This window comes from Sphingobacterium sp. (assembly GCF_039596235.1).
Lineage (GTDB): Bacteria > Bacteroidota > Bacteroidia > Sphingobacteriales > Sphingobacteriaceae > Sphingobacterium.
Genome location: NZ_JBCNKE010000002.1, coordinates 283,961 through 297,438, shown reverse-complemented (window position 1 = coordinate 297,438; position 13,478 = coordinate 283,961). Strand labels below are relative to the sequence as shown.

The following is a 13,478-nucleotide window of genomic DNA, read 5'->3' as shown; positions in this document are numbered from 1 at the left end:
AATAGCTTTTGAGTTATGCTTTTCGAATATTTTTATGAAACCCCTAATAAGAATACAATGAGAAAGGTAGCTTTTTTTACAGAAATACTCGTTGAGGATTTCGACGGTGCATCCCGTACAATGTTTCAGCTGATAAACCGTATTGATCAAAAGAATTTTAGGTACTTCTTTATCTATGGTGCTGGTCCCACACAATTTCGCGACTTTCATTCCTATAAAGTACCTACATTTAAAATACCAGTCAATGACGATTATTGTCTGGCTATTCCGCAGCTCATCAAAAAAAAGCTCGAACTGGCTTTAGATGACTTCGCTCCCGACATCATTCATATTGCTACCCCCTCTCTCCTCGGTTTTTTTGCATTGAACTATGCCAAACGTAGAAATATTCCCGTGTTAACAATCTACCATACCCATTTTATATCCTATATAGCCTATTATTTCAAAAATATCCTCCCTTTGGTCAAACCCACGGAGCAATGGATGAAACGGGCTATGAATAATTTTTATAACAAATGTGACATTGTTTATGTCCCCACTAAATCCATCTTAACCGAGCTGCAACAGATCGGGCTCCAAGGCCAGGGTCTAAAAATCTGGCAAAGAGGGATTGATACCCAACTATTTAACCCCGAAAAAAAGGATACAAGCTATATCCAACAATTGACAAATAATGATAAACCCACAGTATTATTCGTTAGTCGGATAGTCTGGGAAAAAAATATCAAAACCTTAATTGACATCTATCAGCAGATACAAGCCCAACAGCTGGACTATAATTTTATAGTCGTCGGAGACGGAACCGCCAAGGTAACTGCTATGCAGGAAATGCCCAACGCTATTTTTCTGGGGAAAAAGACACATCAGGAACTTGCGGTGCTGTACGCCTCAGCCGATGTATTTGTCTTTCCTTCTGTTTCAGAAACCTATGGTAACGTTGTGGTCGAAGCACTAGCTTCGGGTCTTCCCTGTGTAATTGCTGATGGCGGCGGCTCGGCATCGCTTATTCAACATGGTGTAACCGGATTTAAATGTCAACCCGAAAACGCTGCCGGATATGTTTATTACCTCAAGAAAATTATAGCTGACAAGGCGCTGAGAAGAAATCTGATTACAGCCGGCCTTTCTTATGCAGGCCAATTGGATTGGACACGACTATCCCAGCAGTACTTTGATGACATTGAATTACTTGTCGACAAAACGCAAGACACAGACCTGGCATGGGCAAATTAATAGCATCCCGTCAAGTGATCAAAGCTGTCTTTTTACTTCTGATCTTGACATCTTTGATCATTTTTGTAGTCCACAGTGATTTTTCGGCGTTGAAAAAAGAACTGTCAACGGTTGGCTACCGCTTTATTTTTATCATATTTACGACTTTCATTGCCTATTTTTTTGGAACGTTGGCTTGGTGGGTTTGTCTAGGCCCTTCAAAAAAAAGGATCAATATTTTCGAACTTTTCGCAGTACGTCAAATTGGCGAAACCGTTGGACTCTTCAATCCGACCAGTATTATTGCAGGCGATTTACTGAAAGCCGAGCTAATCACCCGCTATGAGATCCCTTTGCAGCAGGGACTCGGCTCTGTCACCATCTCACGCATTACAGCCATACTTTCCCAGTTAAGCATTTTCTTACTGACCATGATCTGGCTCATGCTTTCACCCTTAAAAAACGAAGTGATACGGTATACGGGTCATGCGATCTATGTTATATGTGTCATCTTGCTGCTATTCGTCGTTTTAATATTCTACTGGTTAATTTCAACTAAAATTCCGCCAAAAAATACGCCTACTGACACCACATTTATATCAAAAGCGAAAAATCAGCTCCAGAAATTACTTTGGGACACAAAAGACTTTTATCAAAAACAAAATAAAATATTCTGGTATTCCTATCTGCTGTTTGCGATACATTGGCTAATTGGCAGCTTAGAATTCTATCTGGTCTTAAAATTTCTGGACGTCGATGTCAAGGTTATTCACGGATTAATTTTAGATATGAGCGTCATCCTATTTAAAAGTGCTGGCGCATTTATTCCCGGTCAACTGGGCGTTGAGGAAATCTCCAACAAACTCCTGCTTAACATGATTGGAATTGCGGGCGGAAGCATCTGGTTGAGTGTCTCTCTCCTGCGTCGGGGCCGTCAGGTATTCTGGTCAACTATTGGCGCTATATTTTATCTATGTATCAAAAGAAAAACCATACATGTTACCGTCTGAAATAGAAATCTTATTTGTTAGCCACAAATATCCACCTGCAGTTGGCGGAATGGAAAAGCAAAGCTTTGAGCTTATTAACTATTCTGCACTCTATCTAAAAGTACACACGCTTCTTTATGACAATGAAGAATCCATCCTGACGTTTTTCTTTCGCCTAAATCAACGTATCCTCTCCAAAATAAAAGCTAATCCTCATATTAAACTTATTCATTTTAACGACGGATTAATCGCTGCTTTAGCATCTTTTCACAAGGGATATGAACATCTAAAGAAAGTCGTTACCCTTCATGGTCTTGATATTGTTTTTCCACTGCCCTATTTCCAGCATAAAATAATCCAACGTTTCAATGTATTTGATCAAGTTATAGCGGTCAGTCAGGCCACCGCAGAAGCCGCCCGGTCACGTGGTATCGACCCTTCAAGGATATCAGTCATTCCGAATGGAGTAGACCCAGTAACCTCAATATCTAAACTGAAAGATGACAAATTCCCCCCCTATTTTATCACACTGGGAAGACCTGTGAAACGCAAAGGATTCTCCTGGTTGATGCAGCAGGTCATTCCCGCCATTCAAGGTAATTTCCGGCTCCTGATGATAGGACCATTCGACCAAAGCCCAACCTGGAAAGAACGTCTGCTCAACCTTTTACCTGCTAAACTCTATCATCTCGCTACCTTATTTTTGGGCTATCCAACTGATCAACAGGAAATGCGTAAATTATTGAGAATGTATCCCGAAAAAATTCAGCATCTGGGAAAAGTCCCCTTCGATCAGTTAGCACACCTTCTTACAAATGCACATGCTTTCCTTATGCCTAATATTCAAGTCCAGGGAGATATGGAAGGCTTTGGTCTGGTTTGTCTAGAAGCCTCATCCCGGGGTACTGTTGTGGTCGCCGCAGAGTTGGAAGGTATCACAAGTGCGATTACGCATCATCACAACGGTCTTTTGCTCCCCAGTCAGGATGCCAATGCATGGATCGGGCAACTCCAGACCATGCTGGATAATCCGGCTCATTACGAAAAACTTGGACAGAAATTTCAGAAAAATACGCATGCAGATTTCAGCTGGGATATTATGGCCAGAGGCTATTGCCATACCTTTGTTGAAGTGTGCCAAAAAACCACCAAACAGTGAAAAGCTTAATTGCTCGATAGATTAAGAACTCGTAGATAGTGATCGTTCATCAATTTGTAGGAGATAACCTGAAGTATGGTCACGACCAAGAGCATGAGCAGTGCCGGAAACGAAAAAAATGTAATCGTTATAAATAGCAGCAACAGAAATAACCGCAGCATTTCGAGTGGAAAGACCCATTTTTCATGCTCCAATAATCCGCCGATACAGATGACACTGCACAAAATAAAGAGACCACCAACAAGCAATTGCCCCAGATTTTGATAGTTGCCATACAGCAAAAAGAAAAATAGAAGTCCCATCGTTAACATAGATTGGGTAAAAATATATCGACTCAGATTTTTACCATGCACCTGAGATCTAGTCCCTGCAAACATTTTTTGCTCCAATTCCGCCCTAATTTCAGGTTGTATATCGTCAGGGCGTCCAAATACCGTACGTATTTTGTTTTTGAATCCCACTGCACGCTTAAAAGAAAGCCCTATTTCAAATAGATAGTGAAAATGCTGCCAAAGAAAGGTGTACCGATGGATAGGTTTGGTCAGTCCGTAGACACAGGGTTCTTCTTTCTTCTCGGCGACAAAAGTTCCAAATATTTTATCCCAGATAATCAAAATATCACCATAGTTCTTATCCAAATAGATCTCATTGCTACTATGATGTACACGGTGATGCGATGGAGTGACAAGTATTTTTTCAAAAATCCCGAGCTTATCTACCGTTTGTGTATGAGAGAAAAAGGGGTATACTCCATGAACCAATAAAATTACGGTCATCATGAAAGGCGGAAACCCCAAAAGAGGAATAAAAGCCCAGAACAAAGAACGAAATACCGCCTGGAATATGGTAATCCTAGCGGCAACGGTAAAGTTATAATCTTCACTTTGATGATGAACTACATGTGCTGCCCATAGCAAGTTGACCTCATGACTATATCGATGATACCAATACCACAAAAAATCCGTAAAAAGAAAAAGCAAGATCCAGGTCCAGACGTTCGCCTCAATATGAAAAATCGCAAAATTCTGGTAGACCCAAACGAAAAAAAAGTAAAACAGGCTAACTGAAAACATATCGCACATACGCTCGACAATGCCAACATTTAGATTAGAAATTGATTCATCAAAGGTATAATACCGCTTTTGCTTCTTCAGACTATACCAATATTCCAACAGCATCAGTACCAAAAACAAAGGGATAATAAAAGCTAAAAAATTAAGTCTTCCTGTGTGCATACAGCGCTTATTTTAAACGAATAACTTCCTTGTAACGACTAGCTTATAGACGTAAAGCTCAAAAATCTTTATTATTTAACAATCAATTCTGAATCAGGTTTTAGTTTTATGCCTTTCTCGAAATAAAAATCTTCATGTTATCACAAAGACTAAGGACTATGGAAATTGGGTAAAAGCTTTTTATAGGCGATTAACCAAGTCAGCAAGCTTTAGCATAAAAAAATAAAAGCCCTCAAAAAATAAAATCCTTTTTGAGGGCTAATTAATTTAATTATATCATTTTCTGGACTAAAAGCTCCAGTCATGGGACCGTTAGTGCACGCTTGACATATCCACCTTAGTCTTACCCTGTTTGATCATCAGCACAAAAGGCACACAGATCAAAAATGCGACTCCTAAATAAAGGAATACATCCATATAAGACAATACGGTTGCCTGTTTCATGACACTTAAGTCCAGTATCTGGTGCGCCTTGGCCAATGCTTCATTTGGAGCAAATCCTTTCGACTGAAAACTCATTTGTAACTGCTGCACACGTTGTTGTACCTCAAACTTACTGGGATCCAGATTCACCACCAAGTCAACCCGGTGTTTCTGAGAGTCACGTGCGATAAACGTTGTGATCAATGCAATCCCAAATGAGCCCCCCAGCTGACGCATCATGCCTGTAAAAGCTGCCCCCTCGCCGATCGACTTCCCATGGAGGGTGGATAGCGATAAGGTCATTACTGGAACAAATAGCAGCCCCAAACCTACCCCGCGCAGGATAAGTGGCCAAAACATATGTTCCGACCCCGTATCATTTGTCATCAGGCTGTACATCCAAAAACAAAAACCAAAGAAAATGCTCAAACCCACCGCAACCATATATTTCTGCGGAACGCCATTTTGAATCATTTTACCTATAAAAGGCATCATGATCCCGGTCATGATTGAACTTGGCAACAACAGAAGACCAGCATCTGTGGCTGTCCATCCCAATATGGACTGTGTGTAGATCGGAATAATAAAAGTCGACCCAAACAGACCGAATCCCAGGATAAAACTCATCACAACCCCTACCTGTAAGTTTTTATCACGTAATACCCGCAAGTTTACAATAGGTTTGTCATAAACCAGCTCACGCCAGATGAAGAATAATAATCCGAATACTGATAAAATAGACAGACCTAAAATAAGTGGATCATCAAACCAGTCATCCTGTTGACCATGTTCCAGCACAAACTGAAGGGAACCGATAAACATAATCAAGAAAATCATCCCGAACCAATCCACCTCTTTTGCCGATTGTTTCTGGCTATATTTCGGACTACGCACAAATGACAAAGTCAGCAACGTAGCAATAATTCCCAAGGGCACATTGATATAAAAAATATAAGGCCAGGAGAAGTTATCAATGATATAACCACCCAAAGGTGGGCCAAGTGTCGGTCCAATGATTACTCCCATACCGTAGATCGCCTGTGCCATACTACGTTTTTCTTTGGGATAGCTTTCTGTGATGATGGTCTGAGCAGTCACCAACAAGGCTCCACCGCCCATTCCTTGCAGAAAACGAAATGCGACGAGCTCCCAGATATTGGTCGCGTTACCACACAAAAATGAAGATACTGTAAATATGATAATTGATGCCGCAAAGTAGTTACGTCGACCAAACTGTTGGGACAACCAACTCGTCATTGGAATAACAATTACGTTAGCAATTGCATAAGCCGTAATAACCCAGGCCACGTCTGTCAATGTTGCCCCCAACGACCCTTTCATATCATTTAAGGCCACATTCACGATCGTGGTGTCCACAATTTCCAGCAGGGCACAGAGTACTGCTGTAATCGTGATGACTACGCGTCGAAAACCATATTCAACCAGACTATCCTGTTGATTTAAATTTTCCATAGTTATTGAACATGCACATCTACGTCAGCATTCATGCCCGGTCTGAGCAAGGCCACATTTTCAGCTTTATTATCTTTTGTCAATTTGATTTTTACCGGCAGACGTTGTACCGTCTTCACAAAGTTACCTGTCGCGTTGTCCGGAGGCAATAGAGAGAAACGGGAACCAGTAGCAGGCGAAAATGAATTCACCTCCCCTTCAAATTCGATATTTGGATAAGCATCCACTTTAATACCCACCTTTTGCCCCGGTTTCATTTTTTGTAATTGAGTCTCCTTAAAGTTCGCCACTACCCAAGTTTCTATATTATCAACAATGTAAAATAAAGACTGCCCTGGGTTGATCATCTGCCCTGGCTGTACTTTGATATTCGATACCTGACCATCTACCGAAGCCAATACTGCAGTATAAGATAGATTCAATTTCGCAGCCTCTAATTGCGCTTTCGCTCTTTTTATATTTGCCTCAGCAACAGAGGTTTGTTTCGAAGCTACTGTAGTCTTACTCACAATAGCATTACGTTGTGAAGCACTGGCATTACGTTGTTGTTGTAGGATCTCCACTTGTTTATCTGCCTCTAACTTCGCTGTTAAAGCCTGCTCATATTGCTGCTTCGTAATGGATTGATTGTTATATAAGTTCTGGTATCGGATATAATCGTTATTTGCCTGTTTTGCACGGATACGTGCCGCATCGATACTTCCTAAATTAGACTGTATTGTCGCATCAGAGATAGCTACGTTTGCTGATGAAGCATATACATCCGCTTTAGAGACATCAAAGCTGCTTTCCGCAGCAGCCAATGCAGCTTCGGCCTCATCCACACGCACCTGATAATCTTGGCTCTCGATCGTGAACAAGGTATCACCCTTTTTCACCAGATCGTTATCCTTAACATACACTTTGGAAATAAATCCCCCTACACGAGGAATAATCGGACTCATATTCTTTTCCACCTGCGCATCATCAGTAGTTTCATGCGCTTGACCATGCAGGTATTTATAACCGCCGTAAGCCCCGCCAAAGATGACCAAAGCAGCTAGAATAATAGTAAATTTTTTATTTGTACCTTTTTTCTCAGGTGCGTTTTCAACTGTATTTTCCATGTCTAGATTAATTGCTATTTAATGTTTAACGACCCATTTGCTAACAGTAGGTCATAGTATTTTTCAATTGTATTTGCTTTGCTTATTGCCAGATTGATTTTGCTCTGAAGCTGTTGTACATCAGCTGTCAATAAATCGTCCGTATCGGCAATACCATTATCATATTTATCCTTTGTAATACGATAATTTTCAACGGCCTGATCTACCGCCTGATGGTACACCACATCCTGTTTTTGGGCCAGCATATAGTTTTCGTTTGCCTGTTGCACCTGCACCTTTACCCGGTCATTGAGCAGTTCTAAATTCTCATCAATTTCCTTAATCCGGTTTTTGACAACATTGACCTCCCTCTTGTTTTTATACAAAGAACCAATATCATAGGATACCCCAATCCCCACCATTGCTGCATTCGTTACCGTCACTACCTTCTGTAGTCCAAAAGCATTGTAACCTGCCGTTGCCGCAATAGTTGGCAATGTCGAAGATCTGGTGACTTTCAATTGATCTTCGGCAACTTTACGTTGGGAAGCCAGCGATTTGAGATCCGATCGCTCCGTCTTTGCCGTTTCATAAGAAGCCTTCAATCCCAGATCAATTCCAGTTGCCTCTGCAAGATTAATCTGATCCAATTGCGTATCTTCCGAAATTTTCAGCAAATTGGCCAATTGATAATTCAGCACCTTAATATTCTTCTGTGCCTCCTGGAGCGACACTTGATAATTAGACAGTTGTAATTCCGCTTTAAGCAGATCATTTCTTGCGATCAGCCCATTATCTAACATCGCTTTAAAGTCCGAAACACGTTGCTCAGACTGTTTGATGTTTTCTGCAATCAACAAATTGGTTTGCTGCGCTTTATATAAATTCAGATAAAGTGCTATCGCACGTGAAGCCAATTGTTCTTTGCTTGCAACGGCGTTCCATTGTTCGGCTTGTAGCGCATCTTTTGCTATTGCTATTCCACCCTTGATCTTACCTCCAGTATAAATAGGCATGCTGACAGATGCCTGCCCCAACCACAGCTGATTTGCTGCAATATCCGGAGCCGAACCTCCCCCACCAAGTGCTAACTTCAGATCCACATTCGGTGTAGTCATCGCCATATACTGCCCGCTCAATTTTGCATCGGGGAGCTGTTTCGATTTGGCACTTTCGACCTCTAGCTGTCTTCCCAATACTCTGGTATCGGCAGTTTTCGCTTCCACACTTTGGTTTGCAGCCATGTGAATTATTTCTTCCAAGGTCAGGTGTTTGTTGTCTTGTGCCAGCAAACCCAAAGGACTCAAAAGCAATAAAGCACTTAAATTGGCCAACTTATTTTTCATATGTCAATAAAGCTTTAATTGTTTTCTGTATAAATTCTGTTAACGTTGTTTCTATATATTGGCCATAGCCATCATCATTGGCTATCCCCAGTTGCTCCTGTAAAAAGACCTGATTCATCTGAAAATTCATAAAAGTTCCCATCATCATCGAATGGATTAATACGGGATCATTACCTGGCATAAACACCCCTTCTGCAATACCGCTGTTGATAATAGAGGCGATGACCTCCAGATTATGTATTTTTAATTTTTTGAAGGCCTCGGATATCAACATCCGTTGTTTTAAAGTACTTTCTATCGCAATAACCCGATAGAGCTTCCGATGTGAGCTCATCGATTTGACATACCTGTCGACCATTACATCCACTTTATCAAGGGCATTACCGACCAAAGAGAGTTCATCAACATTGATCATAAAATCCGGAACACGCCATTCAAAAAAGGTATCCAGCAACTTATCCTTCGATCCAAAATAATAGTTGATCATGGCGACATTGACATTCGCCTCCTGCGCTATATCACGCACCGAAGTTCCATCAAACCCTTTTGTTGCAAAAAGTCGCTCAGCAGCGAGGAGGATATCTATTTGCTTTTCGTTAAATTCCATTCAAAACCCAATCTTTTATAGCTAATCACATTTACTATCCAATGAATAAAATCATCATCTGTTAAATGCGGAGCAAAGTTAAACAAACGTTTAATTTAAACAAGTGTTTAATTATCGATTTTATGTAAAAAAAATATCCTATAATCAGTTGAAGCTCCAAACACAAATAATAAGGAGCTTATTTTAAGCATATTAAAAAAATAGAATAAGATTTATTTGCATACTGTTCCAGATTGATTTCAACCCTATCAAAGAAAATGGCAAACAAAAATTATACGAGGCATTTGTAACGCTAAAATTCGTAGGTCCAATAAGCGATCAGGGCCACATGATGTACAGGCTCCCATGCAAAAGTTTTGTTATTTTAAAATAATGGCGGTAGCCGGACAGTCTGCATTGTCAGAAAAAAACTATAGGTTTTTGGCAGCGTCTACATCCTAAGGGGAACGACAGAAAAGTAAAGATAAAAAAATAGCAATTCGACATCTAGCCACCTATAACGTTTGGCCAAACGTTATAGGCGACCGATACGAATAAAATCAGTGGCTAGCTGATAATTTCTTTTCACTGGGCCTGCAATACCAAGATAGCACAATGAGAATCAAATAAAGCAGTGTTGGCGCTATGAAACCAATAGAATCTCCTACCATTAGGTGTGAATAAAGAGCGCCAGTTACCGTAAAAAAAATACCAGCGTAAGCCCATTCCTTCAAGAGTGGGTTCTTTGGTAGAAGCAATGCTACCACGGCTAATATTTTCCAGCATCCAAGCAAGGAGAGAATATAATCTGGATAACCCAAATGGACTACATTTTGGACTCCGCCCGGCCCCTCAGTTTTTAGCTTGAAGATTTGTATAATGCCTGTCGATACCAGACCTAAGGACAACCATATGGTCGCAATCCAATAAATTATTTTAGTTCTCTTTTTCATTATTATTTTGTTTTAGTTTACGATGGCTAATTGTTGTGATCACCTAAAAAATTAGCAAAGCTTAAATAAGTAGCTATTTGACTACAAATATACATGTAGTTATTTAACTACAAAATATTTTTTCTATTTTTAAGCTTGGAATAAAGCAGGATAGCTTCTATGATGGATATAAACTCGGGTCTGCAAAAGATTGGAACAACAATTGTGTATGGTAATTTTAATATTGACTTATTAATAGTATTGCCATTGAAAACTTATTTTTTCATCCTATTTATGGGCCTTTCGTTGCTTTCCGCGGCTCAACCCAGACACATACGACTATTAGATGTTCTTTCAGCAGACAATTTCGCAAAACATTTTAATACTGATACAGTACAGTTAACTCAAATAAACACGAGCAAAACACCTGCAGGAATTTTTGTTGCTTACGAAAAAGCGGATACACTTAATTTCAAGCATGAATTTTATAAGGGCTTTGACGGTCCAGGTTACACTAAAGTCGGATTGGCCTTTTATGCCCGAAAAGGGAATGACTATCAGCTGTCTTTTCAAAATGATAACGCTTTTTATTGTGCGTCATGCAATAATATGCGTGATTATAGTGTAAGTGCCAGTAGCGATACGGTGAACATATCAATTTCCTGGGGACCGAACGCTTTTGGTCAAAGTGAGGGTTATTATTTTGTCTATCGACCGGCTTTAAAACGCTGGCAATTGGCAGAAATACATCGATCTGGCTCAGGTGACGAAGGTGAAAACCACAGCGAGTACAGAACTTATTCCAAAAACAGCAAGGTGTATCTGGACGACTATGACGCAGAGTCACTACCCTACGATTCCACGGTGATCAGCAGTCAGGGGATTAGCCTTAATTATAAGCCGGGCAACTACACTGGGCTACTTCGTGCATTAAAAGAAATACCTAACAACAGCCTGTTCTTGCTATTTAAAGTTTTTAGCAAAGACGACGCTAAGTATTTCATGGAAGCGGGTCTGGACGAAGGACAGCCTGACAATGCAAACCCTATTCATGGTAAAAATGTCCTTGCTGCCAATGAGATCGGTTATTTTTTGGAGCAAGCGAATCAATTGGATGCGGCACAAGTTTTTTTAGATAAAATAATTGAGCGTTTTCCCGAGCGTGAGGTTGCCTATTTAAACCGGGGTGATGTATTTTTCAAAAAAGGCCAATCTTCTTACAAGAAAGCCGAAAAAGATTACCGCACTTATATTGCGCTAATGAATAAACGTGGTTTGCAGGCAAAAATTCCACAAAGAATCCTGACCTTTTTGAATACACAATAGTCTCTAGCAACTTGTTGCTAACTAATTTAAAATTTTATAAACCATTTCTTTGAGAATCTCTTCACTATTGAAATTACTTGGCACATTGACTCCCTTTGATTTCAGGTCAGTCTCTTTGAGTATATTCAGTACATCAAAGGTTTTCCGACGGTTGTAGTTTCGGGCGGCCAGTTCATACTCTTTTAGGAAAAACGGATGTACCCCCAATTCTTTTGCTGCAACGGATTTATCGATAAGGTAATGGTATTTTAATATTTTGGTGAAGTATGTAGCCACCTGTCCGACGACCATCACCAGCGGATTATTTTTTGGATTGGCCACAAAATAATCCACGATCTGATAGGCCTTCAAGGCATTACGCTTTGCCAAAGCCGTATTAAGCTCGAAAACATTAAAATCTTTTGAGATGCCGATGTTACGTTCGACATCATCCATGCTGATCTCCTGACTCTTGGGCACATTGAGCATCAGTTTATCCAGCTCATTGGATACTTTCGCCAGATCATTCCCGAGATAATCCGCGATCAGCGCCGCCGCCTGTGGATGAATACGCCAGCCTGCATCCTTTAAATAGCCGCCAATCCAAGGGGCAACTTTATCGTCATATAATTTAGCGGCATCGATAACCAATCCGGCTTTTTCAAATACCTTATAAATCTTCTTCCGCTTATCGAATTTCCTGTGTTTATAGCAAAAAACCAAGATAGTTGTTGGTGTCAGATGCTCAAGGTATTTGGTCAATAGCTCCTCTGTGTCCGATTTCCACTTTAGTTCCTGCGCTTCTTTGACAAGAATCACCTGATAATCACTCATCATTGGATAGCGTTTGGCTGCATTGACAATGGTAGCGATATCGATATCCTTTCCATAAAAAATAGATTGATCAAAGCCTTTCTGTGCATCGTTCAACACGGTGGATTCCAGCGCCTCCGCAATGGTATCAATAAAATAGCTTTCCTCCCCCTGTAGTAAATACACAGGCTTAAAAGACCTGTTCTTAATATCGGATAAGATCGGGTTTATATTCATATAGGCGAAATTACGATTTTACTGTCAAATCCATAGCAGTCCAGTGAGCAGAATCCGACTTATTATCCGGCCTATTTCCAGTAAAAAGATCTAACCGACTGATTAAAAGGAGCTATTCAAAAAGTAAAATACAATGGCGAGAAACGTCTGAATTCCCCTTTTTTTTGCTAAATTTTTAGTATATTTGTGTATGTTTTCACCGACACCACTCAATTTGCCACCATTCAAAGCGAAGATTTCCAAAAAGAATAATGCGGTTTATATTTTTGATGAGTTGCGAAAAAAAGAACTGGTATTAACACCAGAGGAATGGGTCAGACAACATTGGATAAACTATCTGGCATTGATCAAGAATTATCCAAAGTCGCTGATGAATATTGAGGGCGGGATGAAACTAAACAGTCTCCAGCGACGGAGTGATTTACTGATTTATAATAGTGTGGGGAATAAGGTTGTTTTGGCCGAATTCAAAGCCCCCCATATCAAGATCACACAAAAAGTATTCGAACAGATTGCCAATTATAACACGGTGCATCGGATTCCATACTTGCTCGTGAGCAATGGCATAAATCATTATTATTGCAAAATTGACTTTGAGAACGAATCGTATCAATTTATCGAAGACCTTCCCGATTATAACGAAATCGGCTAAGGGCTTCTAAGTGAAATGGATAGCGTAAAGG

The 13,478-nt window shown here is 40.3% G+C and carries 12 protein-coding genes; 5 read left to right on the top strand and 7 right to left on the bottom strand.

From position 1 onward, the window contains the following. Positions 1-57: 57 nt before the first annotated feature. The 3 genes from ABDW32_RS05450 to ABDW32_RS05440 are packed head-to-tail and all read left to right on the top strand — an operon-like array spanning position 58 to position 3,360. Positions 58-1,233 carry a glycosyltransferase family 1 protein gene (locus ABDW32_RS05450; RefSeq protein ID WP_343560202.1) on the top strand — a complete coding sequence of 392 codons (1,176 nt, stop codon included), beginning with the start codon at positions 58-60 and terminating at the stop codon, positions 1,231-1,233. Continuing rightward, positions 1,221-2,222 carry a lysylphosphatidylglycerol synthase transmembrane domain-containing protein gene (locus ABDW32_RS05445; RefSeq protein ID WP_343560200.1) on the top strand — a complete coding sequence of 334 codons (1,002 nt, stop codon included), beginning with the start codon at positions 1,221-1,223 and terminating at the stop codon, positions 2,220-2,222. The genes ABDW32_RS05450 and ABDW32_RS05445 overlap by 13 nt, the downstream gene beginning before the upstream one ends. Continuing rightward, on the top strand, positions 2,209-3,360 hold the full coding sequence (locus tag ABDW32_RS05440; protein ID WP_343560198.1) for a glycosyltransferase family 4 protein: 1,152 nt from the start codon (positions 2,209-2,211) through the stop codon (positions 3,358-3,360). The genes ABDW32_RS05445 and ABDW32_RS05440 overlap by 14 nt, the downstream gene beginning before the upstream one ends. 5 nt (positions 3,361-3,365) lie before the next feature. Here the strand turns inward: ABDW32_RS05440 and ABDW32_RS05435 are convergent, their stop codons facing one another. The 6 genes from ABDW32_RS05435 to ABDW32_RS05410 all read right to left on the bottom strand — a co-directional run bounded on the left by ABDW32_RS05435 (position 3,366) and on the right by ABDW32_RS05410 (position 10,461). Continuing rightward, a complete protein-coding gene (locus tag ABDW32_RS05435; protein ID WP_343560196.1) occupies positions 3,366-4,595 on the bottom strand; it encodes a sterol desaturase family protein in 1,230 nt (409 codons plus the stop codon). A 312-nt stretch (positions 4,596-4,907) separates the two neighbouring features. Then, on the bottom strand, positions 4,908-6,491 hold the full coding sequence (locus tag ABDW32_RS05430) for an MDR family MFS transporter (protein ID WP_343560194.1): 1,584 nt from the start codon (positions 6,489-6,491) through the stop codon (positions 4,908-4,910). Positions 6,492-6,493: 2 nt separating this feature from the next. After that, on the bottom strand, positions 6,494-7,597 hold the full coding sequence (locus tag ABDW32_RS05425; protein ID WP_077435174.1) for an HlyD family secretion protein: 1,104 nt from the start codon (positions 7,595-7,597) through the stop codon (positions 6,494-6,496). Positions 7,598-7,611: 14 nt separating this feature from the next. Continuing rightward, positions 7,612-8,922, bottom strand: a complete 1,311-nt coding sequence (locus tag ABDW32_RS05420; protein WP_343560191.1) for a TolC family protein — start codon at positions 8,920-8,922, stop codon at positions 7,612-7,614. Continuing rightward, positions 8,912-9,529 (bottom strand): TetR family transcriptional regulator, encoded by a 618-nt coding sequence (locus ABDW32_RS05415; RefSeq protein ID WP_343560189.1) that lies wholly within the window; start codon positions 9,527-9,529, stop codon positions 8,912-8,914. The genes ABDW32_RS05420 and ABDW32_RS05415 overlap by 11 nt, the downstream gene beginning before the upstream one ends. A 539-nt stretch (positions 9,530-10,068) precedes the next feature. Beyond that, entirely contained in the window at positions 10,069-10,461 is a 393-nt protein-coding gene (locus ABDW32_RS05410; protein ID WP_343560187.1) for a DoxX family protein, read from the bottom strand. Positions 10,462-10,620: 159 nt separating this feature from the next. Between ABDW32_RS05410 and ABDW32_RS05405 the strand changes: the two genes are divergently transcribed. Continuing rightward, on the top strand, positions 10,621-11,766 hold the full coding sequence (locus ABDW32_RS05405; protein ID WP_343560185.1) for a hypothetical protein: 1,146 nt from the start codon (positions 10,621-10,623) through the stop codon (positions 11,764-11,766). A gap of 21 nt (positions 11,767-11,787) precedes the next feature. On the opposite strand, the gene holA is transcribed toward ABDW32_RS05405, so the two are convergent. Then, complete coding sequence (gene holA / locus ABDW32_RS05400) at positions 11,788-12,795, bottom strand: DNA polymerase III subunit delta (protein ID WP_343560183.1); 1,008 nt, start codon at positions 12,793-12,795, stop codon at positions 11,788-11,790. A 190-nt stretch (positions 12,796-12,985) separates the two neighbouring features. Here holA and ABDW32_RS05395 point away from each other — a divergent pair, with 190 nt between their 5' ends. After that, positions 12,986-13,447, top strand: a complete 462-nt coding sequence (locus tag ABDW32_RS05395) for a type I restriction enzyme HsdR N-terminal domain-containing protein (protein WP_343560181.1) — start codon at positions 12,986-12,988, stop codon at positions 13,445-13,447. Positions 13,448-13,478: the final 31 nt, after the last annotated feature.

Excerpts from the sequence above, each read along its gene's own strand:
- ABDW32_RS05395 (WP_343560181.1), top strand. The coding sequence starts at position 12,986 with ATGTTTTCACCGACACCACTCAATTTGCCACCATTCAAAGCGAAGATT.
- ABDW32_RS05430 (WP_343560194.1), bottom strand. The coding sequence starts at position 6,491 with ATGGAAAATTTAAATCAACAGGATAGTCTGGTTGAATATGGTTTTCGA.
- ABDW32_RS05440 (WP_343560198.1), top strand. The coding sequence starts at position 2,209 with ATGTTACCGTCTGAAATAGAAATCTTATTTGTTAGCCACAAATATCCA.
- holA (WP_343560183.1), bottom strand. The coding sequence starts at position 12,795 with ATGAATATAAACCCGATCTTATCCGATATTAAGAACAGGTCTTTTAAG.
- ABDW32_RS05425 (WP_077435174.1), bottom strand. The coding sequence starts at position 7,597 with ATGGAAAATACAGTTGAAAACGCACCTGAGAAAAAAGGTACAAATAAA.
- ABDW32_RS05410 (WP_343560187.1), bottom strand. The coding sequence starts at position 10,461 with ATGAAAAAGAGAACTAAAATAATTTATTGGATTGCGACCATATGGTTG.
- ABDW32_RS05405 (WP_343560185.1), top strand. The coding sequence starts at position 10,621 with ATGATGGATATAAACTCGGGTCTGCAAAAGATTGGAACAACAATTGTG.
- ABDW32_RS05450 (WP_343560202.1), top strand. The coding sequence starts at position 58 with ATGAGAAAGGTAGCTTTTTTTACAGAAATACTCGTTGAGGATTTCGAC.
- ABDW32_RS05435 (WP_343560196.1), bottom strand. The coding sequence starts at position 4,595 with ATGCACACAGGAAGACTTAATTTTTTAGCTTTTATTATCCCTTTGTTT.
- ABDW32_RS05445 (WP_343560200.1), top strand. The coding sequence starts at position 1,221 with ATGGGCAAATTAATAGCATCCCGTCAAGTGATCAAAGCTGTCTTTTTA.
- ABDW32_RS05415 (WP_343560189.1), bottom strand. The coding sequence starts at position 9,529 with ATGGAATTTAACGAAAAGCAAATAGATATCCTCCTCGCTGCTGAGCGA.
- ABDW32_RS05420 (WP_343560191.1), bottom strand. The coding sequence starts at position 8,922 with ATGAAAAATAAGTTGGCCAATTTAAGTGCTTTATTGCTTTTGAGTCCT.